General features: G+C 64.8%; 25 protein-coding genes. 14 read left to right on the top strand and 11 right to left on the bottom strand.

All coding sequences use genetic code 11. The features are described 5' to 3' along the window. Positions 1–34 precede the first annotated feature (34 nt). Positions 35–910 (top strand): MBL fold metallo-hydrolase, encoded by an 876-nt coding sequence (locus AC1VNY_RS08085; RefSeq protein ID WP_482404781.1) that lies wholly within the window; start codon positions 35–37, stop codon positions 908–910. Positions 911–938: 28 nt separating this feature from the next. On the opposite strand, the gene AC1VNY_RS08080 is transcribed toward AC1VNY_RS08085, so the two are convergent. After that, the gene (locus tag AC1VNY_RS08080; protein WP_482404780.1) at positions 939–1,928 is read right to left on the bottom strand and encodes a zinc-dependent alcohol dehydrogenase family protein; all 990 of its coding nucleotides are present in this window, start codon (positions 1,926–1,928) and stop codon (positions 939–941) included. A gap of 169 nt (positions 1,929–2,097) precedes the next feature. On the opposite strand from AC1VNY_RS08080, the gene AC1VNY_RS08075 reads away from it, so the two are divergent. Beyond that, complete coding sequence (locus tag AC1VNY_RS08075; protein WP_482404779.1) at positions 2,098–2,439, top strand: winged helix-turn-helix transcriptional regulator; 342 nt, start codon at positions 2,098–2,100, stop codon at positions 2,437–2,439. A 43-nt stretch (positions 2,440–2,482) separates the two neighbouring features. Here the strand turns inward: AC1VNY_RS08075 and AC1VNY_RS08070 are convergent, their stop codons facing one another. Further along, positions 2,483–2,608 carry a hypothetical protein gene (locus AC1VNY_RS08070; protein WP_276487141.1) on the bottom strand — a complete coding sequence of 42 codons (126 nt, stop codon included), beginning with the start codon at positions 2,606–2,608 and terminating at the stop codon, positions 2,483–2,485. A gap of 303 nt (positions 2,609–2,911) precedes the next feature. On the opposite strand from AC1VNY_RS08070, the gene AC1VNY_RS08065 reads away from it, so the two are divergent. The 6 genes from AC1VNY_RS08065 (at position 2,912) to AC1VNY_RS08040 (ending at position 13,010) form a co-directional block, all read left to right on the top strand. Further along, complete coding sequence (locus AC1VNY_RS08065) at positions 2,912–3,232, top strand: hypothetical protein (protein ID WP_028338941.1); 321 nt, start codon at positions 2,912–2,914, stop codon at positions 3,230–3,232. A gap of 229 nt (positions 3,233–3,461) precedes the next feature. Next, positions 3,462–4,205 carry an outer membrane protein gene (locus AC1VNY_RS08060; protein WP_482404778.1) on the top strand — a complete coding sequence of 248 codons (744 nt, stop codon included), beginning with the start codon at positions 3,462–3,464 and terminating at the stop codon, positions 4,203–4,205. Positions 4,206–4,442: 237 nt separating this feature from the next. Next, complete coding sequence (locus AC1VNY_RS08055) at positions 4,443–6,587, top strand: methyl-accepting chemotaxis protein (protein ID WP_482404777.1); 2,145 nt, start codon at positions 4,443–4,445, stop codon at positions 6,585–6,587. 320 nt (positions 6,588–6,907) lie between these two features. After that, a complete protein-coding gene (locus AC1VNY_RS08050; protein WP_028338944.1) occupies positions 6,908–7,972 on the top strand; it encodes an MBL fold metallo-hydrolase in 1,065 nt (354 codons plus the stop codon). Positions 7,973–8,156: 184 nt separating this feature from the next. Continuing rightward, positions 8,157–9,386: a 5-aminolevulinate synthase gene (gene hemA, locus AC1VNY_RS08045; protein WP_482404776.1), complete on the top strand. Its 1,230-nt coding sequence runs from the start codon at positions 8,157–8,159 to the stop codon at positions 9,384–9,386. Between the two features lie 114 nt (positions 9,387–9,500). Continuing rightward, the gene (locus AC1VNY_RS08040; protein ID WP_482404775.1) at positions 9,501–13,010 is read left to right on the top strand and encodes a PAS domain-containing hybrid sensor histidine kinase/response regulator; all 3,510 of its coding nucleotides are present in this window, start codon (positions 9,501–9,503) and stop codon (positions 13,008–13,010) included. A gap of 177 nt (positions 13,011–13,187) precedes the next feature. Here AC1VNY_RS08040 and AC1VNY_RS08035 read toward each other — a convergent pair whose 3' ends face one another. After that, positions 13,188–14,366 carry a lactonase family protein gene (locus tag AC1VNY_RS08035; protein WP_482404774.1) on the bottom strand — a complete coding sequence of 393 codons (1,179 nt, stop codon included), beginning with the start codon at positions 14,364–14,366 and terminating at the stop codon, positions 13,188–13,190. A 188-nt stretch (positions 14,367–14,554) separates the two neighbouring features. After that, positions 14,555–15,229, bottom strand: coding sequence for a response regulator (locus tag AC1VNY_RS08030; RefSeq protein WP_028338948.1), 675 nt, complete (start codon positions 15,227–15,229; stop codon positions 14,555–14,557). 355 nt (positions 15,230–15,584) lie between these two features. Between AC1VNY_RS08030 and AC1VNY_RS08025 the strand changes: the two genes are divergently transcribed. After that, positions 15,585–17,210, top strand: coding sequence for an MFS transporter (locus AC1VNY_RS08025; RefSeq protein WP_482404817.1), 1,626 nt, complete (start codon positions 15,585–15,587; stop codon positions 17,208–17,210). Positions 17,211–17,300: 90 nt separating this feature from the next. Here AC1VNY_RS08025 and AC1VNY_RS08020 read toward each other — a convergent pair whose 3' ends face one another. From AC1VNY_RS08020 to AC1VNY_RS08010, 3 genes are all read right to left on the bottom strand, one after another. After that, entirely contained in the window at positions 17,301–17,774 is a 474-nt protein-coding gene (locus tag AC1VNY_RS08020) for a secondary thiamine-phosphate synthase enzyme YjbQ (RefSeq protein WP_482404773.1), read from the bottom strand. A gap of 174 nt (positions 17,775–17,948) precedes the next feature. Then, complete coding sequence (locus tag AC1VNY_RS08015) at positions 17,949–18,461, bottom strand: hypothetical protein (RefSeq protein ID WP_038384433.1); 513 nt, start codon at positions 18,459–18,461, stop codon at positions 17,949–17,951. 31 nt (positions 18,462–18,492) lie between these two features. Further along, complete coding sequence (locus tag AC1VNY_RS08010; protein ID WP_028338952.1) at positions 18,493–19,116, bottom strand: 2-hydroxychromene-2-carboxylate isomerase; 624 nt, start codon at positions 19,114–19,116, stop codon at positions 18,493–18,495. Positions 19,117–19,391: 275 nt separating this feature from the next. On the opposite strand from AC1VNY_RS08010, the gene AC1VNY_RS08005 reads away from it, so the two are divergent. The 5 genes from AC1VNY_RS08005 to AC1VNY_RS07985 all read left to right on the top strand — a co-directional run bounded on the left by AC1VNY_RS08005 (position 19,392) and on the right by AC1VNY_RS07985 (position 22,019). Beyond that, positions 19,392–19,763, top strand: coding sequence for an AtpZ/AtpI family protein (locus AC1VNY_RS08005; RefSeq protein WP_028338953.1), 372 nt, complete (start codon positions 19,392–19,394; stop codon positions 19,761–19,763). A 72-nt stretch (positions 19,764–19,835) separates the two neighbouring features. Beyond that, positions 19,836–20,585 carry a F0F1 ATP synthase subunit A gene (locus tag AC1VNY_RS08000; RefSeq protein WP_028338954.1) on the top strand — a complete coding sequence of 250 codons (750 nt, stop codon included), beginning with the start codon at positions 19,836–19,838 and terminating at the stop codon, positions 20,583–20,585. Between the two features lie 55 nt (positions 20,586–20,640). Beyond that, complete coding sequence (locus AC1VNY_RS07995) at positions 20,641–20,871, top strand: F0F1 ATP synthase subunit C (protein ID WP_016847054.1); 231 nt, start codon at positions 20,641–20,643, stop codon at positions 20,869–20,871. A gap of 92 nt (positions 20,872–20,963) precedes the next feature. Then, on the top strand, positions 20,964–21,530 hold the full coding sequence (locus AC1VNY_RS07990) for a F0F1 ATP synthase subunit B (RefSeq protein WP_016847055.1): 567 nt from the start codon (positions 20,964–20,966) through the stop codon (positions 21,528–21,530). A gap of 3 nt (positions 21,531–21,533) precedes the next feature. Then, positions 21,534–22,019, top strand: a complete 486-nt coding sequence (locus AC1VNY_RS07985; RefSeq protein WP_482404772.1) for a F0F1 ATP synthase subunit B family protein — start codon at positions 21,534–21,536, stop codon at positions 22,017–22,019. A 153-nt stretch (positions 22,020–22,172) separates the two neighbouring features. Here the strand turns inward: AC1VNY_RS07985 and AC1VNY_RS07980 are convergent, their stop codons facing one another. From AC1VNY_RS07980 to thrC, 4 genes are all read right to left on the bottom strand, one after another. Next, the gene (locus AC1VNY_RS07980; protein WP_482404771.1) at positions 22,173–22,820 is read right to left on the bottom strand and encodes a hypothetical protein; all 648 of its coding nucleotides are present in this window, start codon (positions 22,818–22,820) and stop codon (positions 22,173–22,175) included. 114 nt (positions 22,821–22,934) lie between these two features. Then, a complete protein-coding gene (locus tag AC1VNY_RS07975; protein ID WP_026191927.1) occupies positions 22,935–23,522 on the bottom strand; it encodes a GNAT family N-acetyltransferase in 588 nt (195 codons plus the stop codon). Positions 23,523–23,735: 213 nt separating this feature from the next. Next, positions 23,736–25,025, bottom strand: coding sequence for a M16 family metallopeptidase (locus AC1VNY_RS07970; RefSeq protein WP_482404770.1), 1,290 nt, complete (start codon positions 25,023–25,025; stop codon positions 23,736–23,738). After that, the gene (thrC, locus tag AC1VNY_RS07965; RefSeq protein WP_482404769.1) at positions 25,025–26,440 is read right to left on the bottom strand and encodes a threonine synthase; all 1,416 of its coding nucleotides are present in this window, start codon (positions 26,438–26,440) and stop codon (positions 25,025–25,027) included. The genes AC1VNY_RS07970 and thrC overlap by 1 nt, the downstream gene beginning before the upstream one ends. Positions 26,441–26,884 lie beyond the last annotated feature (444 nt).

Here is a 26,884-nt window from a genome sequence, read left to right as displayed (position 1 = left end):
GAGGACAACGGAATGCTCTCAACAGGAGACCCGCATGTCCAGCCGTCCAACGTCACAGGCCCCGGGCCTCAATCGCCGCCGCGTCGGAGATACGGTCGTCACCGTATTGAATGACGGCTACCTCGATCTCAGCTTCGAGCTGCTGGCTGACATCACCGTGTCGCAGGCCGAGGCGATGCTTGCGGCTGCGCATCGTCCACCAGATCCGCGCTTCAGCGTCAGCGCATTCCTCGTGCAGGACGGGACCCGCACCGCCCTGATCGACAGCGGCGGCGGCGGGTTCAACGGCTGGGGCGGCAAGCTGCCGGGCGCACTTGCCGCCGCCGGGGTTGCTCCCGGCGACATCGATGCGGTGCTGTTGACCCACGCGCATCCGGACCACATCGGCGGTCTTGTCGGCGCAGACGGCGCTGCCGTGTTCGCCAATGCCGAGCTGATCCTGTCGGACGTCGAGCTGGCTTTCTGGGCGGATACCGCGCGCGCCAGCTCCGCGCCGGAGGCCATGCGACCGATGTTCGCGCTCGCCCGTGCAGCCTTCGCAGCTTACGGCAAAGCTCTGCGCCCGATCGGAAGCGGCGAAGCTGTACCTGGCATCGCGTTCGTTGCTCTTCCCGGACACACGCCGGGCCATGGCGGCTACAAGGTGACGTCGGGAAGCGACACGTTGCTGGTCTGGGGCGACATCACGCACGTGCCTGACGTGCAGATCAAGCGGCCGGACGTCACCATCGCCTTCGACGCGGACCCCGATCAGGCCCGCACAACGCGCATGAAGACGCTCGATATGGCGGCCGCAGAGCGCATCTTGATCGCGGGGCCGCATCTCAACTTCCCCGGCCTGATCCGCGTCGTCCGGTCAGGTTCGGGCTTCGACTATCATGAAGAGCCATGGTGTCCCGCGCTGATCTAGGGCCTCGTCGCGCGCTCGGTGCGCGGCCTCAGACGGTCACCACCACCTTGCCGACCTGCGCATTCGCCTCCAGGAAACGATGGGCTTCGACGATGCTCTCGAACGGGAAGGTCCGCGCGATCCTTGGGCTGAAATGCCCGGAGGCGAGCCCCTGAAGCACGAACGCCTTCGCTTGCCTGAGCTTGTCATCCTGCGACGTGAACTCGAACAGCTCATAGCCGCGGATGGTCAGGTGACGCCCCAGCACGGCCATCAGGGGCAGCGGCGTCGCGTCCGGGCTCAGCGCGCCATAGATGAAGATGATGCCGCCGACCGCGGTTGCTTGCGCCAGCTGCTCGAACGCCGGACCGCCGACCGGATCGAACACGACACGCGCCCCCTTGCCGTCGGTGATACGCAATAATTCGGCGGTCACATCCTGTTCGGCGGTGGCGATGACATGCGCCGCGCCTGCGGCTTTCAACTCATCGGCCTTCGACGACGTCCGGGACAGCGCGACCGGCAACGCACCGACGTAGCGAGCGACCTGAATGGCCGCCAGGCCGACGCTGCTCGATGCGGCCGGAATCACCACGACATCGCCTTTGGTGAGCTTCGCGATGTCGATCAACGCACCCCAGACGGTGACGAAGGGCATCCAGACGGCCGCGGCCATCTCCCAGTTCAGCGAAGGCGGATGCTTCACGACCGCTCGGGCCGGCGCGACCACATCCTCGCCGTACATGCCATAGTCGGCAAAGCTGAACGCCGGGATCACGCTGACGGCGTCGCCGACCGCGAAGCCGTCGACGCCATCGCCCACCGCGTCGACGATGCCGGCGGCCTCATAGCCGAGCCGTGCGGGAAACACCGGCGCCGACACATAGGCGCCTGACCGGTACATCACCTCTGCCCGGTTCAGCCCAATCGCCCGGGTCTTGATGCGAACCTCGCCCGCGCCCGGCACAGGGATCGGGACGGTCTCGATCTTCAACACCTCCGGGCCGCCGACCTGATGGAATCTCACGCTCTTCGACACGCCGTCCTCTCCTCATGTTTATGGCGGCTGACGGAGGTCAGCGGCCTGATCCATCTGGAGGGCAGTATCCGAATGCGCTATACTGTAAAAATTGGCCAGTACTATCCTTAAGCGTAGTGTCAACGATATGCAAAAGCAGAGACGATACGATCTGGTTCCCGGCTGTTCGATGGAAGCGGCAGTCAACCTGATCAATGGCAAGTGGAAGTCGGTGATCCTCTATCACCTGCTCGACGGGACTCAGCGGTTCAACGAGCTGCACTGCCATTTGACCGGCTGCACGCCGCGCCTCCTGACCAAGCAGTTGCGCGAACTGGAGGAGGACGGGCTGATCCAGCGGATCGCGTATCAGGTGATTCCTCCGAAGGTGGAGTACAGCCTGACCGACGAGGGCCGTTCGCTTGGTCCGCTGCTGCTGCAACTTCGGGATTGGGGCCAGGGCTGGCTGAACCGGCGCGGCCGCAAGACGCTCGCCGATCGGGTTCACGACCAATCCGGCGCGACTCACTAGCGGACGATGGATTCCAACCGCTCGCGATCTCCGTGCGCTGGATTCAATGCGCCAGCAGCGCGCTCATCCCGCCGATCGTCAGCACGACGTAGAACGCGAACACACTGCCGACCCATTTCCAATCGATCTGATCATGTTCGGGGCTGAGGCTTTCGATGATGCCGTGCATGATGGTTTCCTTCAGAAGCGTTTTCGAGCGAAGCGGGGACCGGTTCGCGTGATGAAAACGCGTCAAAACAAGAATCCGGAGCCCCGTTCCGATTCAATTGGAACGGAAAAGGCTCTGAAGCGCGATGAGATTAGGTTGAATCGTCATCGCGCTTTAGCTCTTTGTTTGAGCATGATCTTTTCGGAAAACCGCTTCGCACTTTTCCGGATCATGCTTTAGAAGTCGCATACGCGGTGTATAGCCCGCACCTCGAGCACGTCATGTGACTCACTTCACATTTTGCCATCGCGGAGCGGACCCAGCGTGACCGGCCCAGAACTGAAGAAATTACGCGAACATCTCGGCGAGGCACTCGGCCGCGAGCTGACGGCGGCTGACATGGCGAAGCTGTGCGGGCTGTCGGCCGCCGGCGGCGCCGAGAAGCTGCGCAGGTGGGAAGTCACCGGCCCGACCCCGAAGGTTGCCGCCCTGCTGCGCGTGCTGGCGATGGCGAGCGAGCACTATCCGATCCTGGAGAAGTTCGACGTGTTCGATCGCCACGACGTTCCGGTCAGGGATCGCGCCGCGCGTCGCCAGGCGTTCCGCGAGCAGATGCGCGACGACGTGCGCAAGCGACTGGCCTAGCCGGCGGCTTGGTTAACGGGAAATGCGCGCCGCGCGCACCGCGTTAAGCCTTGCTTCATTCCACCTTAAGCGTTCGTTAGGCACAACAAAACGTTTCGCCGCAAAGGCTGCGACTTAACGCTCCGAGCAGCGTTCGGGTGACTGCATTTTATTCAAATGCGGTCTAACCCATCCGCCATGGATGGCGCCATTCACGCTGCGCCTCATGACTTGTCCGGAGACTGCCCCCATGAAGAAGTTCCTGCTCGCAACCGCAGCCGCCGCGGCTGCCGTCGCTGCCTTTGGCGCGACCGCCAACGCCGCCGATTTCAACCGTGGCTACTATCAGAAGGCGCCCGCGCCTGTTTACGCCGCGCCGCTCTACAACTGGACCGGCTTCTATCTCGGCGGCCATCTCGGCGGCGTGTTCTCCCAGAACAACAATTTCAACGGCCTCGCGCTGTCGGACTCCGACGCCCGCTTCATGGGCGGCGTGCAGGGCGGCTACGACTGGCAGCTGTCGCCGATGTGGGTGATCGGCGTCGAAGGCCAGTATTCCTGGGTCGGCGGCCACCAGCTCAACGCGATCTTCCCAGGCGGCTACGTCTACAACAACAACCAGCGCGGCATCGGCTCGATCACCGGCCGCGTCGGCTACACCTGGGGCCCGGGCCTGATCTATGTGAAGGGCGGGTATGCCTATTCCGACAACAACGAAACGGTGACGCTCGGCGGCGCGCCGGTCGGCTTCACGCTCAGCGACAACCACAGCAACGGCTGGACCATCGGCGGCGGCGCCGAATACATGTTCGCGCCGAACTGGTCGGCCAAGGTCGAGTACCAGTACTACGACTTCGGCGACAGCCGCTTCACCGCGCCGGGCGCGCTGGTGCCGGTCGGCAGCTTCCACAATGACGAGCACACCGTGAAGGCGGGCCTCAACTACCGCTTCAATCTCGGCAACCTCGGCGGCCCCGCTTACGGCCGCTACTGAGAATACTGCCCACAACCGATAGTGGAAAAGGCCGGCTCACGCCGGCCTTTTTGCGTCATATCGCGAGCATCGATTCCGCACAGCGAACCAGGACGGCGCTACGGCGCGGCAGCCCTGAAAAATCCCGCAGATGGTCGCAATTTTCCCGATTTTGTTAACCGGCCGCACCGATACTCCCGCGCCGGGGAAACATCCAAGAGTAGTGGCCAAGGTAGTGGGCCAGGGGGCACGGGGGCAATGGCGTTTCGGTTCAAGCTCGGCAATCCAAATCTCAAGCGTATCCATCTGCCGCAGATGGGCGTCAGGGGCAGCCTGTTTGCAGCGTTCGCGGTGATCGCAGGCATGGCGCTGGTGATCAGCGCAGGCGCCGGCATCGTGCTGCATCAGCTCGGCGGCACCATGACGGATCTCAGCGGTCGCGACATTCCGCGGCTTGCCGCGAGCCTGCAACTTGCCGCGCAAAGCGCTTCGCTGGCGGCGCAAGGTCCCGGCCTGCTCGCCGTGCAGAGCGAGGACGCGCTGAACGATCGCACCAAGAAGGTGCAGGACGTCGCGCGGCTCACCAACGCCAAGCTTGGCGAGATCATCGAGCTCGGCGCCGACAAATCCGTCATCAGCGCGCTGCAGGAGAACGTCAAGAACACCGACGAGGCGACCAAGAGCCTGATCTCGGCGGCGCGCGAGCGGCTCGAGGTCGGCGCGCTGCGCGACAAGCAGTACAACGCGCTGCGCAAGGCGCAAGGCGCGTTCGTCTCCGCCGCAAGTCCCGCGATGCTCGACGCGCAGACCCGCCTCAACGCCATCCTCGCCGCGGCCGAGGTGTCCGCGGACGACGCCACCGAGGCGGCCCGCACCGTCGGCCAGATCAGCAACGTGCTTGCCGCCGGCAATCTGATGGCCGCCGACATGACCGCGGCGCTGTCGGCCAATTCCAGCGAAACGCTCGATGCGATCGAGGCCGAGTTCAAGGCCGGGCGCGAACGCGTCAAGTCCAACCTCGAGGACCTGCCGAACAATCCCGCGATCGTTGCGGTGCGCGACACCGCCTCGCAGCTGCTCGTGCTCGGCGAAGGCAAGACCGGCGTGTTCAAGATCCGCCAGAAGGAGCTCGACGCGATCGACTACGGCCAGACCATCCTGGAAGAGACGCGCAAGCTCAATGTCGGGCTCGGCATCAGCGTGCAGCAGCTGGTCGACGCGGTGCAGAAGGAGACCGACAGTTCGACCTTCCAGGCGCGGCAGCAGATCTCGCTCGCGACCATGGTGATGATCGGCCTCGGCGCGCTGACGCTGGTCGGCTCGTTCCTGTTCGTCTGGCTCTATGTCGGACGCAACATCCTGCGCCGCATCCGCGGCCTGCAGCGCTCGATGCAGCTATTGTCCGACGGCGACCTCGACACCGAAATCCCGCAGAGCCGGCAGCGCGACGAGATCGCCGTCATGGCCGACGCGCTGCAGGTGTTCCGCGAGAGCATGGTCGAGAGCCGCGAGCTCACGGAAAACCAGAACAAGGACCGCAGCGCCAAGGCGGAGCGCGCCTCGCGCATGGAAGCGCAGATCGTCACGTTCGAGTCCAACGTCCGCAGCGCGCTAGGCAGCCTGCAGACCGCGGCGAACTCGATGCAGTCGACCGCGCAGAGCATGTCGGCGACCGCCGACCAGTCGAGTGCGCTGGTCAACGCCGTCGCGTCGGCCGCCGAGGAAACCTCGGTCAACGTGCAGACGGTGTCGGCCGGCACCGAGGAGCTGTCGTCCTCGATCCAGGAGATCGGCCGCCAGGTCGTCACCTCGGCGGAGATCGCCCGCAAGGCGGTGGAGGAAGCCAGCGCCACCGACAGCACGATGCAGGGGCTCGCCGACAATGCCGCACGCATCAGTGTGGTGGTCGACCTGATCCAGACCATCGCCTCGCAAACCAATCTGCTCGCGCTCAACGCCACCATCGAGGCGGCGCGCGCCGGCGAGGCCGGCCGCGGCTTTGCCGTGGTCGCCTCCGAGGTGAAGAACCTCGCGAGCCAGACCGCGAAGGCGACCGAGGAAATCCGCCAGCAGATCGTCAGCATGCAGGAGGTGACGACGACGGCCGTCTCCGCCATCCGCAACATCTCGAGCACGATCGGCGAGATCAACGACGTCACCACCGCGATCGCCGCCGCGGTCGAGCAGCAGGGCGCGGCGACCCGCGAGATCGCCCGCAACATCCAGCATGCGGCGGGCGGCACCAGCGAGGTGTCGAGCAACATCGTCGGCGTCTCCACCGCCTCTGCCGAGGCGGGCTCTGCCGCCGGCGAGGTGCTGAGCGCCTCCGACGCACTGCGCCGCGAGGCCGACGTGCTGCGCTCGGAGATCGACGGCTTCCTGTCGAACATCCGCGCGGCGTAGCAACGATATCCCGTAGCCCGGATGAAGCGCCGCGGAATCCGGAACCACCGTTTGTCCCCTTCCCCCTGAAAGGGGGAAGGTCGGGATGGGGGTCAGCCGCAGGCGACGCTCCATGTGGAGAGAACAGATCCCCACCCGCTTTGCTCTGCGAGCAAAGCGACCTCCCCTTTTCAAGGGGAGGTTTGACAAAGTGACCTGTCCCGGATTGCGCTTCGCTTCATCCGGGCTACGGAATTTAGGCCGCTCGATCAACGTATTCTCCGGACGACTATCTGATTTTTCGGCTGGCGCGGCGGCCCGTGTGCCGCTAAGCCGGTAGCATGCATACGAAGACCGACCCCGTGCACTCCTCGGCGGAGGCACTGCGATACCCCTGGGAGAACCATCCCGGCCCCGACCAGGTCGTGGAGGTGGCTCCCGGCGTGCTGTGGGCGCGGCTGAAGCTGCCGTTCCGCCTCAACCATGTGAACATCTATCTGCTCGCCGACGGCGACGGCTGGACCATGGTGGATGCCGGCTTCGGCAATGAGGAATCGATCGCGGCCTGGACCACGCTGTTCGAGGGGCCGCTGAAGCACGTCAAGGTCACCCGCCTGATCGTGACGCATTCGCACCCCGACCATGTCGGTCTCGCCGGCTGGATCACCGAGCGCTTCGGCTGCCCGTTGTTCATGTCGCAGGTGGAATATCTGCAGTCGGTCTATCACCAAAACCGCGGCACCGAGGAGCGGCGCAATGCGCAGCGGCTGTTCTTCCGCCGCCACGGCATGGATGAGGACCTGACCGAAAAACTGCTCGGCCGCGGCCAGGACTATTTGAAGCGCGTCTCGGTGCTGCCGCCGTCCTATCACCGCCTCACCCATGGCGACGAGGTCGTGATCGGCACGCGGCGCTTCAAGGTGATCACCGGCGGCGGCCACGCGCTCGACCAGGTGATGCTGTATTGCGCGGCCGACAAGCTGTTCCTGTCCGCCGACCAGGTGCTGAGCAAGATCTCGCCCAATGTCAGCGTCTGGGCGGTCGAGCCCGAGCAGAACTCGCTCGGCGAATATCTGGCTTCGCTGGCGAGCCTGACCACCACCCTGCCCTACGACGTGATGGTGCTGCCCGGCCACGGCGTGCCGTTCTACGGGCTGAAGACCCGGATCAAGCAGCTCGCCGATCATCATGAGGAGCGCTGCCGACTGATCGCCGAGGCCTGCCGCGAGGTGCCGCAGACCTCCAAGGAGCTGGTGCCGGTGGTGTTCCACAAGCACGTGCTGGACGAGCACCAGATGGGTTTTGCCGCCGGCGAGCTGGTCGCCCATGTCAACTACATGCTGGTCGAGGGCCGCCTGACGGCGGAGATGCACGCCGACGGCATGCTGCGCTTCAAGACGACCTGAAGCCGGCCGGGCGGCAAGGCATCGCCCGGCGATTTGACCGAAATCAAGCCGAACGGCCCCGGCTAGGGCAATTTGCCCAACTGCGGCGCATGCCCAGATGTGGGTCAATGCATGGACATTAGAGCTGGAAAAGCTCTAAGAAGAAGCAATCATTCCGGTCAGGTTCCGCTTTCTGGGTTTGCCGATGGATTACAGCCAGTTCTTCAATACCGCCCTCAACCGCCTGCACGACGAGCGGCGCTACCGGGTGTTCGCCGACCTCGAGCGGATCGCGGGACGCTTCCCGCACGCGACCTGGCATTCGCCGAGAGGCAGCCGCAACGTCGTGATCTGGTGCTCCAACGACTATCTCGGCATGGGCCAGCACCCCAAGGTGGTCGGCGCCATGGTCGAGACCGCGACCCGGGTCGGCACCGGCGCCGGCGGCACCCGCAACATCGCGGGCACCCATCACCCGCTGGTGCAGCTCGAGGCGGAACTCGCCGACCTCCACGGCAAGGAAGCCTCGCTGCTGTTCACCTCGGGCTATGTCTCGAATCAGACCGGCATCTCGACGCTCGCCAAGCTGATCCCGAACTGCCTGATCCTTTCGGACGCGCTGAACCACAATTCGATGATCGAGGGCGTGCGCCAGGCCGGCTGCGAGCGCCAGATCTTCCGCCACAACGACGTCGCGCATCTCGAGGAGCTCCTGATCGCCGCCGGTCCCGATCGGCCGAAGCTGATCGTCTGCGAGAGCCTTTATTCGATGGACGGCGACGTCGCGCCGCTCGGCAAGATCTGCGATCTCGCCGAGCAATACGGCGCCATGACCTATCTCGACGAAGTGCATGCGGTCGGCATGTACGGCCCGCGCGGCGGCGGCATCGCCGAGCGCGACGGCGTGATGCACCGGATCGATATCGTCGAGGGCACGCTGGCAAAAGCGTTCGGCTGCCTCGGCGGCTACATTGCAGGCCGCGCCGAGGTTATCGACGCGGTGCGCTCCTATGCGCCGGGCTTCATCTTCACCACCGCGCTGCCGCCGGCAATCTGCTCGGCCGCGACGGCTGCGATCCGGCACCTGAAGACCTCGAACTGGGAGCGCGAGCGCCACCAGGACCGTGCCGCCCGCACCAAGGCGATCCTGACCGCCGCCGGCCTGCCGGTCATGTCGAGCGACACCCATATCGTGCCGCTGTTCGTCGGCGATCCCGAGAAGTGCAAGCGGGCCTCCGACCTGCTGCTCGAGGACCACGGCATCTATATCCAGCCGATCAACTATCCGACGGTCGCCAAGGGCACCGAGCGGCTGCGCATCACGCCCTCGCCCTACCATGACGACGGCCTGATCGACGCGCTGGCCGAGGCGCTGCTCCAGGTCTGGGACCGTCTCGGCCTGCCCCTGCGCCAGAAGTCGCTGGCCGCCGAGTAACCCTATCCGTTTCCGACCCCGAATTTGGGCCGGCCGTGCATCGCGCGGCCGGCTCTTTGCGTTATATAATCCGGTATCCGGCCCCTTCCCCGGCCTGGACGGAGATAAGCAGCGATGCTGCACGACTGGGGCGTAATCGCCACGGCGTTCGCCTACATCGGATTGTTGTTCTTCATTGCCAGCCGCGGCGACCGCACGTCGCCGGGCGAGCGCGGTCGTGCCAGCCAGTGGATCTATCCGCTGTCGCTGGCGATCTACTGCACCTCCTGGACCTTCTTCGGCTCGGTCGGCTTCGCCACCCGCACCAGCATCGACTTCCTGGCGATCTATGTCGGCCCGATCGTGATGGTCGGACTGTGTACGCCGCTGCTGCGCCGGGTGATCGCGCTCGCCAAGTCGCAGAACATCACCTCGATCGCCGACTTCATCGCCGCGCGTTACGGCAAGAGCCAGGCGGTGGCGGCGACCGTGGCGCTGATCGCGATCATCGGCTCCGTGCCCTACATCGCGCTGCAGCTGAAGGCGGTGGCGGCGTCGCTGGAGACCATCCTGAGCGAGGACCAGGCGTTCTCGAAAATCCCCGTGATCGGCGACATCGCGCTGATGGTGACGCTGGCGATGGCGGTGTTCGCGGTGCTGTTCGGCACCCGCCACACCGACGCGACCGAGCACCAGCACGGCCTGATCCTGGCGATCGCGGCCGAGTCCATCGTCAAGCTGGTCGCCTTCATCGCCGCCGGCGCCTTCGTCACCTTCTGGATGTTCTCTCCGGTCGAGCTCTACGAGCGCGCCCTGAAGACGCCGGAGGCGGTGCGCGCGATCGAATATGTGCCGTCGATCGGCAATTTCCTGATCATGACGCTGCTGTCGTTCTGCGCGGTCATGCTGCTGCCGCGCCAGTTCCATGTCAGCGTGGTGGAGAATTCGACGCCCGCCGAAGTCACCCGGGCGCGCTGGCTGTTCCCGCTCTACCTCATCGCCATCAACCTGTTCGTGATTCCGATCGCGATCGCCGGCCTCGTCATCTTCCCGTTCGGCGCGGTCGATGCCGACATGTTCGTGCTGGCGCTGCCGATCGAGGGCAATTCGCAATTGCTCAGCCTCGCCGTGTTCGTCGGCGGGCTGTCGGCGGCGACCGCGATGGTGATCGTCGAATGCGTCGCGCTGTCGATCATGGTCTCCAACGACATCGTGCTGCCGCTGGTCCTGCCGCGCAGCGACGACGCCAGCGCCGGCCAGAAGGACTTTGGCGATTTCCTGCTGAAGGCGCGCCGCTTCTCGATCTTCGCCATCATGGTGCTGGCGTATTTCTACTATCGCGCGCTCGGCAACACCCAGCTGGTCGCGATCGGCCTGCTGTCGTTTGCCGCGATCACCCAGCTGGCGCCGGCGTTCTTCGGCGGCCTGTTCTGGCGCAGAGCCACCGCACGCGGCGCCATGGCGGGCATGCTGGTCGGCTTCGCGACGTGGCTCTACACGCTGTTCATCCCGAGTTTCCTGGAAACCTCGACCGCCGGCATGATGCTGCTGCAGCACGGGCCGTTCGGGATCGAGGCGCTGCGGCCGCAGGCGCTGTTCGGCGCCGACCTGCCGCCGCTGCTGCACGGTGTGCTGTGGAGCCTTGCGCTCAACATCCTCACCTATGTGCTGTTCTCGCTGGCGCGCGCGCCGTCCTCGATCGAGCTGTTGCAGGCCGACGTGTTTGTGCCCAACGCGCTGGCCCCGATCGCGCCCAGCTTCCGGCGCTGGCGCACCACGGTGACGGTGGAGGACATCCAGAGCACGGTGACGCAATATCTCGGCCCCGACCGGACCCGCGAGGCCTTCGCCTCCTTCGCCGTCGACCGCAACATCGTGCTGCTGGCGTCGGCACCGGCTGATTTCGAGCTGCTGCAGCATGCCGAGCGGTTGATCGCCTCCTCGATCGGGGCGGCGTCCTCGCGCCTCGTGATGTCGCTGCTGCTGCAACGGCGCACGGTGTCGGCCAAGGCCGCGCTGAAACTGCTCGACGATTCCCACGCCGCCCTGCACTTCAACCGCGAGATCCTGCAGACCGCGCTCAATCACGTGCGCCAGGGCATCGCGGTGTTCGACGCCGATCTGCAGCTGATCTGTTCCAACCGCCAGTTCTCCGAATTGCTGGGGCTGCCGCAGCATCTGGTGCAGCTCGGCATCCCGCTGTCCGAGATCCTCGAATTCATGGGCGCGATCAGTCCGCCTGCGTCCGGCGACGGCGACGGCCTCCTGCAGGCCCGCCTGCGCGCCTACACCACCGAGGGCGAGCCTTATCTGGAACGCTTCACCGACCGCCATCTGGTGATCGAGGTACGTGCCAACCGCATGCCGGGCGGCGGGCTCGTCATCACCTTCTCCGACGTCACGCCGAGCTTCGAGGCGGCGGAGGCGCTGGAGCGCGCCAACGCGACGCTGGAAAAGCGGGTGCGCGACCGCACCGAGGAGCTGACGCGGCTGAATTCTGAGCTCGCGCTCGCCAAGGGCATCGCGGAAGACGCCAACGCCTCCAAGACGCGCTTCCTGGCGGCCGCCAGCCACGACATCCTGCAGCCGCTCAACGCGGCGCGCCTCTATGTCACGAGCCTGGTCGAGCGTCAGAACGGCGGCGAGGACTCGCGCCTGGTCGAAAACATCGACGACTCGCTCGAAGCGATCGAGGACATCCTGGGCGCGCTGCTCGACATTTCCAGGCTCGACGCCGGCGCCATGACGCCGGCGATCACGAGCTTCCGGATGGCCGACCTGATGCGCTCGCTGGAGATCGAGTTCATGCCGATCGCCCGCGACAAGGGCCTCGACCTGCGCTTCGTGGCCTGCTCGCTGCCGGTCGAATCCGACCGCTCGCTGCTGCGCCGGCTGCTGCAGAACTTCATCTCCAACGCGATCAAATATACCCCGCGCGGCCGCGTCCTGATCGGTTGCCGCCGCCGCGGCGCCACGCTCCAGATCAGCATCTTCGACACCGGCGTCGGCATTCCCGTGCAGAAGCGCGGCGAGATCTTCAAGGAGTTTCATCGTCTCGAGCAGGGCGCCCGGATCGCGCGCGGCCTCGGCCTCGGCCTGTCGATCGTCGAGCGGCTGGCGCGGGTGCTCAACCACCGCATCGCGATCTCGGCCAATGTCAGCGGCGGCTCTGCGTTCTCGGTCACCGTGCCGGTCGCGACCGCCGTCAACCATACCGCGGCGGTCACCACGGCGACGCCGCTGTCGAAGACGCCGATGAGCGGCTCGCTGATCGTCTGCATCGAGAACGATCCCGCCATTCTCGACGGCATGAAGACGCTGCTGACGGCGTGGGACGCGGAGGTGATCGCGGTGCTCGACGCCGACGGCGCGATCAGCGCGATCGAGGCCGCCGGCGGCCGCGTCACCGGCGTGCTGGTCGACTACCATCTCGACCGCGGCAACGGCGTTGCCGCGATCCGCGAGATCCGCCGCCGCTTCGGCGACGGCATTCCGGCGATCCTGATCACCGCCGACCGCAGCCCCGCGGTGCGCGCCGCCGCGCGCGAGGAAAACATCGCCGTGCTGAACAAGCCGGTGAAACCCGCCTCGCTGCGCGCCCTGCTCGGACAATGGCGCACCCAGCAGATGGTAGCGGCGGAGTAGCGCGCGGCGGCGCAATCCGGGCGCGTATCTCGCTTTGGATCATGATGCGATTGGATCGAATCGCATCATGAAGGCGCCGCAAGGACACGGCGTTCCCTCCCGCAAGCGCGAGAGGTGAAGCGAGCCGCGGAGTGGCCTCAACCGAAAATCACACGCTCCAGATCACCAAGCGTCGGTTTAGTTCGGTCCCATTCCGGCCGACGCCGGGTGCCCCGGCACCTGAAAGCGCTTGCCTGTGTCGGTAACGTTGGTTCCGTCGACCTTGAAGATCGAGAAATCCTGGCTGAGGTAGTTCCCGACCAGGATGTATTTTCCGTCAGGCGTGAAGACCGCGGCCTCGGGCAGTCCGCCGACTTCGATATCTCCGGTCTTGGTCACTTTCTTGCCGTCGATCTTCAGGACCGAGACGCTGCCGTTCTTCTCGTGGAAGAACGCATTCTTCATGTTCGAGCCGCGCAGGATCACCGAGACTGCGAGATCCCCCTTCGGGCTGACGCCAAGCCCCTCCGGTCCATCGCCGACCACCACGCGATCGATGATGCGCGGCGGCTTGGCTTCGAGATCGATGACGCTGGCCGTGTCGACGCTGCCGTCCGACGCGCCTGCGTTGCCATTGTCCGACGTCAACGCGATCTTGCTGTTCGGGGTCACTGCGACGTTGTAAGGCCATTGGCCGGCCGGCAGGTCTATCTTGGTGTAGGTGACTTTGTCGCCGGCGATGTCGAGCACCGATATCTTGTGCCCGGGAAAACGCGCGACCAGCGCGTGCTTGCCGTCCGGCGCGAACGCGACATGTGCGACACTGTCAGGCATCGATATCGTGTCGGTGATCTTGACGTCAGTGCCGTTGACCGAAAGTACGCTGATCGAATTGTCCCCGCGGTTGGCAACCAACGCCATCTTGCCATCGGGACTGAAGCTCAACCCTGATGGCTGCTTGCCGCCGGCAATGGTCGCTGCCAGCTTGGGCGGGGCCGCCTTGAGATCGATGACATAGATTTTGTTATCCGGCACCTGCTTAAGAGCATCGCCTTCCTTCACCACGTCGACCGAATCCGCGACCAGCGCCACCGTTCCGGTCGGATCGATCGCGACGTTGACCGGGGGGCCGACTACCGAGTTCTTCAATGGGAGAGAAGCCGCAATCTTCGGGTTCTCGGGATCGGCGAGATCGACGATCAGCACTTGATCCTTGCCGGGCGCTGACAGCACCGGCTTGCCGTCGTCGTCCCACAACAGCTTCTCGTCCAGGCCGACGATCATCAGGGGCTTGGCCTGAGCGCAATTGAAAGAGCTGGTACCGAGAAGGATTGCCGCAGCCAGAGATGGTCCGGCGACGCGAGTGACGGAAATCATGGCGTTCTCCCCAAAAGCACGCGGCCTCTCACGGGCCGATGCCGGACAGGATACTCGGTTTTCGACCGATGCGCAGTTTGAATGGGATCTGGATGGCTGCGCGGAAGCGTGCCATCGGGCGCGTTTTCGCGCCCCTTTTTTCAATGCCGTGGCCCGAGCCCGGCGATCACAGCTGGAGTTGCTCGGGACTACGTCGGCGGCGTGCCCTGGCGCCACTGGCCGCCGGCGATCTTGGCGGCGGCGATCACGGCTTGGGTGCGGCTTTCGACGCCGAGCTTCTGCAGGATCGCCGAGACATGCGCCTTGATGGTGGCTTCGGAGACGCCGAGCTCATAGGCGATCTGCTTGTTGAGCAGCCCCTCGGACAGCATCATCAGCACCCGCACCTGCTGCGGGGTCAGCGTCACCAGCCGGTCGCGCAGCCGCGTCATGTCGGGATCGCCGGCCGCCGACAGATCGGTGTCCGGCGGCACCCAGACGTCACCCTCCATCACCTTCATGATGGCATCCCGCAACGTCTCGACACCGAAGCGCTTGGGGATGAAGCCGGAGGCGCCGAAGTCGAGCGAGCGGCGGATGGTTCCGGCATCGTCACTGGCGGAGACGATGACGACCGGGATCGCAGGGTATTGCGCCCGCAGATAGATCAGGCCGGAGAAGCCGCTGATCCCCGGCATGCTCAGATCGAGCAGGATCAGGTCGACCTCGGAGTCCCGCTCCAACAGCGCGGTCAGGTCCTCGAACGATCCGGCCTCGCTGATCGTGGCCGATCTCACGACGCTCGACACCGCCTGACGCAACGCATCGCGGAACAGCGGATGGTCGTCGGCGATGACAAGATGAGTATTGGCAGCAGCAGTCATCTCAGTCCCACAAGCGGGCTTCAGGCAAACCCGCGTCGCTCGGTTTTCGCCCGCGCGGCAGTATCACGCAAGCGCTTGATAATACCAGATGCCAACGCGGTTAACCCGCGCAGCTTGTGCGCCGCAATAGACGCCTGCAGAGGCGTTCCATCCTGCTCTTCCTTCTGAAGATAGGTTCGATCCTGAAAAGGCCAAAAGTCTTATTGGGGCGGGTTTCACTGCGATGTTACCTTCATCTCAAGCCGAGGGCCCATTCGGGCCTCACCCGCCAGCCGGGGGCGAGCATGGCAGCAATATTTCGGGGGGAGCAATCCAGATGTCCACTATGACTGCAACTTCGGCGCGGCCCGCCGGCATGACGAAGGATGAGCGTTTCGTCATCCTCGCGTCGTCGCTCGGTACCGTGTTCGAGTGGTACGACTTCTATCTCTACGGTTCGCTGGCCGGCATCATCGGCGCGCAGTTCTTCTCCGACTATCCGCCGGCGACCCGCGACATCTTCGCGTTGCTGGCATTCGCCGCGGGCTTCCTGGTGCGCCCGTTCGGCGCGATCGTGTTCGGCCGGGTCGGCGACATCGTCGGCCGCAAATACACCTTCCTCGTCACCATCCTGATCATGGGTCTGTCGACCTTCATCGTCGGCCTGTTGCCCAACGCCAAGACCATCGGCATCGCGGCGCCGATCATCCTGATCTCGCTGCGCCTGCTGCAGGGCCTCGCGCTCGGCGGCGAATATGGCGGTGCCGCGACCTATGTCGCCGAGCATGCCCCGCCCGGCAAGCGCGGCTACTACACCTCCTTCATCCAGACCACGGCAACGCTCGGCCTGTTCCTGTCGCTGCTGGTGATCCTGTTCACGCGAACCCTCACCGGCGAAAAGGACTTCGCCGACTGGGGCTGGCGCATTCCGTTCCTGGTGTCGGTGCTGCTGCTCGGCATCTCGGTCTGGATCCGGTTGCGGCTGAACGAATCGCCGGTGTTCCAGCGGATGAAGGACGAGGGCAAGACCTCCAAGGCGCCGCTGACCGAGGCCTTCGCGACCTGGAGCAACGCCAAGATCGTGATCCTCGCGCTGCTCGGCCTGACCATGGGCCAGGCGGTGATCTGGTACACGGGCCAGTTCTACGCGCTGTTCTTCCTGCAATCGATCCTGAAGGTCGACGGCTATACCGCCAACCTGCTGATCGCCTGGTCCCTGTTGCTCGGCACCGGCTTCTTCCTGGTGTTCGGCGCGCTGTCGGACAAGATCGGCCGCAAGCCGATCATCCTGGCGGGCTGCCTGATCGGCGCACTCACGCTGTTCCCGATCTTCAAGATGATCACGACCAACGCCAATCCGGCGCTGGAGAAGGCCTATGAGACGGTCAAGGTGCAGGTGGTTGCGGATCCCGCGGGCTGCGGCGATCTGTTCAACCCGGTCGGCACCCGCGTCTTCAGCGCGCCTTGCGACACCGCCCGCGCCTTCCTTGCCCAATCGTCGGTGAAATACTCGACGGTGCCGGGCCCGGCCGGCTCGCCGGTGAAGATCCTGATCAACGACAAGGAAGTGCCGTATACGGACGCCAAGACGTCGAACCCCGCAATCCTCGCGGCGGTGCAGGCGGCGGGCTATCCGAAGCCGGGTGACGCCGGCATCGTGAAGATGTCGCACCCGTTCGATGTCTTCCGTCCGCAGGTGGCCTCGGTCATCGGCCTGCTGTTCATCCTGGTGCTCTACGTCACCATGGTCTACGGCCCGATTGCCGCCATGCTGGTCGAACTGTTCCCGACCCGCATCCGCTACACCTCGATGTCGCTGCCCTATCACATCGGCAACGGCTGGTTCGGCGGCCTGCTCCCGGCGACCGCGTTCGCGATCACCGCCTCGACCGGCGATATCTACTCCGGTCTCTGGTATCCGGTCATCTTCGCCGCAATCACCGTCGTGGTCGGCGCGCTGTTCATCCCGGAAACCAAGGACGTCGACATCACCAAGACCTGACCGTCGACATCCCGGTAAAAATGCATCGGCCGCGGAGCGATCCGCGGCCGATGTCGTTTTAGGAGCCGAAGCCGGATGACAATGCGCGCGTCAGCGCGTGGCCCCGATGAATTGCAGCACGATCTCGCGCCGGTGCGCCCGGGCGCGGTGCTCGATCAGATAGATGCCCTGCCAGGTGCCGAGCGCCATCTCGCCGTCGAGCACGGGGACCTGCAGCGAGGTCGACGTCAGCATGGTCTTGATGTGCGCCGGCATGTCATCGGGACCTTCGGCGTCGTGACGCCAGCCGCCGTCTTCGGGCGCCGCGCGATCGAGCGCCGTCATCAGGTCGAGCAGCACGGTCGGATCGGCATTCTCCTGGATCGTCAGCGAGGCCGAGGTGTGCCGGATGAACAGCGTCACCGCGCCCTCGCCGGCGCGCACCTCACGCAGGAATTTGACGACCTCGCGCGTGATGTCGGTGAAGCCGGCGCCCGACGTTTCGACCGTCAATCGCGACGACACGATGCTGGTTGCCGCGACGGAGGACGGCGCCGAGTGCGTGATGGTCCTCGATGAATTCATCTGTAACTCTCACTATGTCGTCCCGGCGAAGGCCGGGACCCATACTCCGCGGCCCCTCAGTTACGAAGATTTGGAGTTGCCAGCTTAGCCACCCAACTCCCAGCGGTGGTTATGGGTCCCGGCTCCCGTGCGCAATTGCGCACTAGGCCGGGACGACATTGGGGTAGCACAACATCAAATCTTGCCACCATTGACGTCGCGCTGCACGCGGTTGGCCATCTCGATCAGCCGCCGCCAGGCCCGCTCCACGAACGACATCATGCGATCCATGTCGCGGTCGCTCGGCAGCGGGATCTCGATCTTGCGCTCGCCCTCGGCGCTCTTCGGCTCTGGCTTCTTCAACGAATCCGATTTCGGCAACGCCTCGTCGGTCTTGGCCGACGGTGCGCGCGCGGCGAGCTCGCCCTTGAGCTTGTCGTTGTCGGCCTGCAGACGCCCGATCTCGGCATCCAGCGCCGCCCGCTCGTCCGGCACCATGTAACAGGCCCAGCCGGCGCTGGAATTGGTGCAGGTCGACACCGCGCCGGTGCGCGTGTCGAGCCGCAGGAAACCGTCGCCGGCCGGAGACAATGCGTAGCGGCCATTCTCGGTGTCGGGTGCGGTTTGCGCGATCGCCGCGCCGCCGCTTGCGATCAGGATGGCAGCAATTGCGATGGACAATTTCGACGGCGACATCGCGATGGGCATGGCTTGCTCCGCCTCAACCTGATTCCTGCCCCTACACAACAGAGCTATAGGGCTTGCGGCCTGACTTCAACGCGTCTTCAAGCAATTCGATCCGGTCCTGGCCCCAGAACACTTCGCCATCGAGCACATATCCGGGCGAGCCGAACACGTCGGCGTCCAGTGCATTCTGACGATTCTGTTCATAGGTCGCGCTGATCGCTTCAGTGCCGGAGCGCTCCACCAGCTGCCGGCCGGGCAAACCTGCATCGTCGGCGAGCTTCACCAGCGTCGCAGGATCGGCAAGGTTGAGCTGCTGCTCCCAGACCGCAGGATAAGCCCGTTGCAGGAACGGCTCGGGGTCGAGGCCGGCCTCGAGCACCGCGATCACGACGCCATCAGCAAGCCGCCCGTTGAACGGCCAGTTGGCCGGCTGCAGATGAAAATTCAGCCCGCGCTTGTCGCGCCAGCGCTGCAACTCGATCATCCGATAGCGTTGTCGCACCGGATGGCGCTTGGCGAGCGGCAGTCCGCCGGTCTCCGAAAACAGATCGACCAGCAGCACGGGCCGGTAATTTACCTTGAGATCGTAAGTGCTTACGAGTCGAACGAAGGGCTTGTGGCCGATATAGGCCCAGGGGGATTGCAGCGAGAAGTAGTAATCGATCTGGCGCGGCATGCGGAACCTGACTGCATGAGAGGGACGGGACTTTCGGCGATCCCAGCAGAGCGGGAAAAGCCACGCAATATCGCTCAATGCCACGCAAGCTGTTGCACTGCGATCACTGCGTCACTCTGACCTTGAATATCTCCAAATAAAACCAGCAGAATCAAAGCAATAACTGGTTACGACGCAATCTTGACTTGATTAGACGCGGTAAGTATGGTCCGCGCGGCTTTTGACGGGGACGGGCGCAATTTCCATCATCCGCGGCATCGGTTAGTGTTTGCAGCATGGCTGAGAACACCAACGACGGCGCAAATGGAAGTCGCGATCAATCGCCTCCTGACGAAGCTGCGCTTTCCGCAAGGCTCGGAAGTCTCGATCATCGGTTGTCAGAAATTCGCGACAGCCGCAGGAGCAAGACTGATCAATCCGGTAATGAAAGCGGGGACAGTGCCGCCAGAGCTTCGGCGATGGCGCTCGGTTTTCGTCTTTCCTCGGAGCTGATCGCGGGCGTTGCCGTCGGAGCGGCGATTGGCTGGGGGTTCGACCGTTTGCTGTCGACGTCGCCATTCGGCTTCATCGTGTTAACGCTGCTCGGCTTCGTCGCCGGGGTGGTCAACGTGGTGAGGTCCGCGGGCGTGGCCTCGGGCAAGCGCTGAGCGCTGGCGGGAAGTCACGACATTTGAAATTCGATTACCGGCACTATAGCCGGTGGACCAAGAGCCGCGCGGATGAAAATCGACCCGATCCACCAGTTCAATATCGAGCCCCTCTTCACGCTCGGCCACATCGGCAATCATACGATCGCCTTCACCAATTCCTCGCTCTTCATGTTCATCGCGGTGCTGCTGATTGCGCTGCTGATGCTGGCGAGCGGCCGGGAACTGGTTCCGGGACGGTTGCAGTCGGTCGCCGAAATCTCCTACGAGTTCGTCGCCACCACGATTCGCAGCACGGCCGGCGCGGAAGGCATGAAGTTCTTCCCGCTGATCTTCTCGCTCTTCATGTTCCTCTGCGTCTCGAACCTCGTCGGCGTCATTCCCTACACCTTCACGATCGCGAGTCACCTGATCGTCACCGCGGCGCTTGCGCTTCTGGTGTTCTTCACCGTCCTGATCTACGGCGTCTACAAGAACGGCCTGAAATTCTTCAGCATCTTCGTCCCCCACGGCGTTCCGATCTACATCCTGCCGCTGGTCATGTTCATCGAGATCCTGTCGTTCTTCCTGCGGCCGGTCTCGCACAGCGTTCGTCTGTTCGCCAACATGCTGGCCGGCCACATCGCGCTGAAGGTGTTCGCGGGCTTCGTCGCGATGCTCGGCTTCTCGCTGGGCGCGCTCGGCTGGGTCGGCGGCGTGCTCCCGCTGGCGCTCACGATTGCGCTGTACGCCCTCGAACTGCTGGTCGCGTTCCTGCAGGCCTACGTGTTCGCGATCCTGACCTGCATCTACCTCAACGACGCCATTCATCCGGGACACTAAGCGGTCCGGGGAATCTCCACCCACCAATCTGTCTATCTTTCTCAAGGAGCTACATATGGAACCGGCAGCAGCAAAACTTATCGGCGCGGGCATCGCGTGCATCGGCATGGGCGGCGCGGGCGTCGGCGTGGGCATCATCTTCGGCAACTACCTCGCCGCTGCAGTGCGTAACCCGTCGGCCGCTCAGGGCCAGTTCGGCAACCTGATCTTCGGCTTCGCCGTGACCGAAGCGCTCGGCATCTTCTCGCTGCTGATCGCGCTGCTCCTGCTGTTCGTTCCGCTCTGAGCGGCACCCCGGTTCCGCGTTAGCGGCAACCCCTTCGCGCCGCCCAAGGGTCACCTCAAGGGCGGCGCGCATGACAGCAACAGGAGAACACCATGGCTGAGAGTCATGGCGAGGCAAAAGGCCAGAAAGCCGGCGCCCACACCGAGACCGACGGCGGACATCACGGCGGAGCCTTTCCGCCGTTCGATTCGTCCAATTTCGCCTCGCAGCTGGTGTCGCTGGCGATTGCATTTGTCGCGCTCTACCTGATCGTGTCGCGTTTCGCCCTGCCGCGCGTCGGCGGGACGATCGACGCACGTCAGAACAAGATCGAGGGCGATCTGGCCGAGGCGCAGAAGCTGAAGGACGAGTCCGACGCGGCGCTGAAGGCCTACGAGACCGAGCTGGCGAATGCGCGCGCCAACGCGCAGGCGATCGGCAACGAGACCCGCGAGAAGCTGAACGCGGCCTCGGAAGCCGAGCGCAAGGCGCTGGAAGAGAAGCTGGCGGCAAAGCTCGCCGACGCCGAGAAGCAGATCGCAACGACCCGGACCAACGCCATGAGCAACGTCCGCGGCATCGCGGCGGATGCGGCCGGCGCCATCGTCCAGCAACTCGCCGGCGTCACGCCGGACGCCAATGCGGTCAACAGCGCCGTCGACGCGTCGCTGAAGGGATAGACGATGTTTTACGAACCGGAAACCTGGGTTGCGATCGCCTTCGTCATTCTGCTGGTCGTGTTCGGCTATCTCGGCGTCCATCGCACTCTGCTGACGGCGCTCGACCACCGTGCCGAGCGCATCAAGGCCGAGCTGGAAGACGCCCGCCGTCTGAAGGACGAGGCCGCCAAGCTGCTCGGCGAGTACAAAGCGCGCCGCGCCAGCGCGGAGCGCGAGGCCGAGGAGATCGTCTCCAGCGCCAAGGCCGAAGCCGAGCGGATCGCGGCCGAGGCCAAGACCAAGATGGAAGATTTTGTCGCCCGGCGGACCAAGACCGCCGAGAGCAAGATCGCCCAGGCCGAGGCCCAGGCCGTGGCCGATGTTCGCGCCGCCGCGGCCAACGCCGCAGTGACCGCCGCCTCGACCATCCTGTCGCAATCGGTCAGGGGCTCGGTTGCCGACGACCTCGTCGGCAAGGGCATCGCCGAAGTCCGCTCCAAGCTGAACTGACGCGATCTCAACTCCTTCGACAAAAGGCCGGCGCGAGCTGATCGCGCCGGCCTTTTTCTTTGCCCGTATCTGTCCGCATGATGCGGGGTGCTTTGTTTTGACGCGTTTTCTTCACGCGAACCGGTACCCACTTCGCTCGAAAACGCTCTGGTACTACTTCTTCTTGTGCGGCGCGCGGGGCTTGGGCTCCGGCTTCAGGGCCTGCGGGTCGAAGCCGATATAGAAGACGTAATTGTCGTTGTCGGCCGGCGACGGCGCCGGATAGACGACGTCCTCGGCGACCAGGCTGAACGGCACGCTGCCGCTCTCGTCCATCTGCACCGTGGTGGTGTAGGCCTTGGTCATGATCGTCTTCTCGCCGACGCCGCCCTGCACCACAGCGACGCGAAGCGGCACCTGAATGCTCGGTGGCGCGCCCTGGGGACCGACAATGATCCGCCCCTGAATACCGATCTTGGCCGTGATCTGGCCGCTGTTCAGATTGCACTGCCGCGCCGTGCGCGTGATCGAGGCCAGGAACTTGACGTCGTTGCCGACCGCTTCCTTGCCGTTCGCGGCCACCGAATAGGTCGAGGCTCCGGAGCGGATCTGCACCGGCGGGCAGGTCAGTTCGGCGTCGGCATCGTTGAGCTGCTGCGGCGCCGCAGGCGTTGCCGGCTTGTCCTGGTCGGACGAACCGCCGAACAGGCTCTTGAAGCGGTCGCTCAGCGACTGCGCGGAAGCTGCCGACGGCAGCAGGGTGGCACCGAGACCGATCGATACCGCCGCCGCGAGCGCGAACCTGATCACCCTGTCACCCATCAATATCCTCAAATCTCCAAGCCCGGTTCCCCGTTTCGCGGGCGTTATAGCAAGGCAATGGCGGCGAACCCAAGGCATGGAATGGGCATCGCCATCAGCCAATAGGCTTATGATTCAGCCGCGGAAATCCTCGTGCAGCAGGCCGAACAGCAGGTGGTCCTGCCAGATCCCGTTGATGCAGAGATAGCGCCGCGCCAGGCCCTCGCGGGTGAAGCCACACTTCTCCAGCACCCGGATCGACGAGGCATTGGAGGGAATGCAGGCCGCCTCGATGCGGTGCAGATTGAGCTCGCCGAACAGCGAGGGCAGCAGCACCCGCAGCGCCGTCGTCATGTAGCCGCGATGGGCGTGCGGCAGCCCGACCCAATAGCCGATCGTGCCGGCCTGCACGATGCCGCGCCGCACATTGGCGAGCGTGATCCCGCCGATCATCACCCCGTCCGATTCGCGGAAGATGATGAACGGATAGGACCGGTCGGCGGCGATATCCTCGGTGTAGCGGCGCAGCCGGCGGCGGAAGCCGGCGCGGGTCAGGTCGTCGGAGGGCCAGATCGGTTCCCATGGCGTGAGATAGGCGCGGCTGAATTCGCGCAATTGCGCCCATTGCGGGAAATCCGACATCTGCGGCGCGCGCAGCAAGAGCCCGTGACCGCGCGGCATCAGTGCAGCGGGTCCATTGGACGGCAAACGAAACAGGGCCATGGCCCAACACTCCCCGCCACTTCTCCCTCGCCCCGCCCTTGCGGGAAGAGGGTCGGGGTGAGGGGTCTTACCGCAGATTCGGTTTTGCGGCTCTACCCCTCACCCGAAGCCTTCGGCCATAGCCGAGGCTCGGCCTCGGCGTATGTCCGTCAACGGCCGCCGGTAGGCGGCCTATGCTCTCCCCGCAAGCCCAGGGCGAGGTAAGCAGAATTCTTAATGCAGCAGCGTCTTTGCCTTCGACGTCGTCAATCCTTCCGCAAAAGCCACCGCCGTGTCCAGACCCCTGCCGCTGCCGAGCGCGACAACGGCGGGTCGGCTGCGCGCCAGCAGGGCACGGGCGGCGTTGCGGCTCGATTCGACGCTGACCGCGTCGATCCGTGCCACCAGTTCTTCCACCGTCTGCGGCCGGCCATAGGCTAGCACATGGCGTGCCAACTGTTCGGCCCGGGATGAACAGCTTTCCAGCGCCATCAACAGGCCGGCCTTCATCTGCGCCTTGGCGCGGGCGACTTCGGCCTCGGTCAGGGTTTCGACCGCGTCGTTGATGACGTCGACGATGACTTCCATCATTTCCGGCGCATCCGCCGGATCGGTCCCGGTGTAGAGGCCGAAGAAGCCGGTGTCGGTGTAGGGTGCGTGGAAGGTGTAGATCGAGTAGCACAGCCCGCGCTTCTCGCGCACCTCCTGGAACAGCCGCGACGACATCCCGCCGCCGAGCGTGTTGGTGAAGACCTGCAGCGAGAACAGCGACGGATCGGTCTGCGGCACGCCTTCGAGCGCCAGCGTCAGATGCGCCTGCTCGAGGTCGCGATGCACCACCCGCGAGCCGCCCTTGCCGAACATCGCGGCCTGCGGCTTCGGCGCCGGCGTGGCGTCGAAGCTTGCGAATTTCTGCGTGACGTCCTCGACGATGCGCGCGTGATCGACCGCGCCGGCGGCCGCGACCACCATGTCGGGGGCGCGGTAATGCGTCGAGAGATAGCCGCGCAGCATGTCGCGATCGAAGGCCTTCAGCGTCTTGGCGGTGCCGAGCAGCGAGCGCCCCATCGGCTGCTCCGGATAGCAGAGCTCGTTGAGATGCTCGAACACGACGTCGTCGGGCGTATCCTGCGCCGCGCCGATCTCCTGCACGATGACGCTCTTCTCGCGCTCTAGCTCGTCCGGCACGAATGACGGGTTGCCGAGGATGTCGGACAGCACGTCGAGCGCCAGCGGCACATCCGCCTTCATCACCCGCGCATAATAGGCCGTGGTCTCGGTCGAGGTCCCGGCATTGAGGTCGCCGCCGACCGCCTCGATCTCCTCGACGATCTCGCGCGAGGAGCGCCGCGCCGTGCCCTTGAACGCCATGTGTTCGAGCAGATGCGAGATGCCGTGCTCGTTCGGCTTCTCGTCGCGCCCGCCAACGCCGGCCCAGACCCCGAGCGCCGCGGTTTCCAGATGCGGCATGGTGTCGGTGACGATTGTCAGGCCGCTCGGCAGCTTGGTGATTTCAACGCCCATCAGGCAACTCCCTGCTTGGCAGCACGGCTGACCGACAGCACGAAGCGCTCGACCTCGGCGGAATCATTCTTCATGACCGTGATGTGTTCGGATTTGCTCATCAGGCCTCCGAGCCAGACCGGCAGCTGCGGACGCACCCCGCAGGCGGCTTCCACCGCGTCGGGGAATTTGGCCGCGTGCGCGGTCGACAGCACGATGTTTGGAATCCTGGAATCGGAGGTGTCGCGGTCGGCGACCGCGAGCGCCACCGCGGTGTGGGGATCGACGAGGTCGCCGGCCTCGCGCCAGGCGGCGCGGATCGCCGCCGCCGTCTCGGTCTCGTCGGCGCGGCCGGCGTCGAAATCACGGCGCACGGCGGCCAGCGTCGCATCCGGCAGCACAAAGCGGCCGGACTGCTTCAGCGAGGCCATCAGGCGGCGGACCTGATCGGCGTCGCGGCCGCTCGCCTCGAACAGCAGCCGCTCGAAGTTCGAGGACACCTGGATGTCCATCGACGGCGACGTCGTGGCGTGCACCTCGCGCACCTCGTAGATGCCGGTCTTCAGCGTCCGCGCCAGGATGTCGTTGACGTTGGCGGCTATGCGCAAGTTCCGGATCGGCAGCCCCATCCGCTTGGCGACATAGCCCGCGAAGATGTCGCCGAAATTGCCGGTCGGCACCGTGAAGTCGACGGTGCGGTGCGGCGAGCCGAGCGCGACCGCCGAGGTGAAGTAATAGACCACCTGCGCGACGATGCGCGCCCAGTTGATCGAGTTGACGCCCGACAGCGCCACCGTGTCGCGGAAGCGATGGTTGTTGAACATCGCCTTTACTAGCGCCTGGCAATCGTCGAACGTTCCTTCGATTGCCAGCGCGTGGACGTTGGCGGCGCCGGTCGTCGTCATCATGCGGCGCTGCACCTCGGAGATGCGGCCGTTCGGGAACAGCACCACGAGGTCGACATTGTCGAGATTGGCAAAAGCCTCGACCGCGGCGCCGCCGGTATCGCCCGAGGTCGCGACCACGATGGTGGTGCGCTGCGCGCGCTTGGCCAGCACGTGATCCATCAGCCGCGAGATCAGCTGCATCGCGACGTCCTTGAACGCCAGGGTCGGCCCGTGGAACAGCTCGAGCAGGAACTGGTTCGGCCCGGCCTGATCGAGCGGCACCACCGCGGGATGGCGGAACGTGGCATAGGCCTCGTTGGCCATGCGGCCGAGCTCGGCGTCGGAAATCTCGCCGGCGACAAACGGACGGATGATCTCGACCGCGACCTCCCAATAGGGACGGCCGAAGAAGGTGGCGATGGTCTCGGGCGACAGCTGCGGCCAGGTCTCGGGCACGTAGAGCCCGCCGTCGCGGGCAAGCCCGGTCAGCATCACATCGCAGAAGCCAAGCACCGGGGCCTCACCCCTGGTCGAAATATACCGCGTCAAACCGCCCTCCAAAGGCTTCGATCAGAGCCTTAAGCCTTTGATATCATGGATTTATCGAGTTCGCCTCATGCGACCCGAACGGTTCACCATAGAAGATCGGACTGGCAATGGGTAGCCCGAAGCACGCGCTTCGGGGTCGCGGGACGAGTGGCGAGTGGCGCTGCTGAGGGAGATTGACGGGCGCGCCGCAAACACAACCGTCGTCCCTGCGAAAGCAGGGACCCATACTCCGCGGCGGAAGTGGTGAACGGAATGCGTCTTTCCTGCATCGCTCAACAATGACCGTTCGTGGTTATGGGTCCCTGCTTTCGCAGGGACGACAGCGAATAGTTGAATTCCGAAAATCAGAACAAATTGATTGACGCCCCACGCGTGCGTCAAGCATCGGCGGCAGGCTCCCTCCCCCTCCTATCCGCCGACGCCTCTTGGCGAATGCGGGAGAGG

The organism is Bradyrhizobium ferriligni, assembly GCF_056837965.1.
The sequence above is the reverse complement of the archived record's forward strand: the minus strand, read 5'-3'. Positions and strand labels throughout refer to the sequence as shown.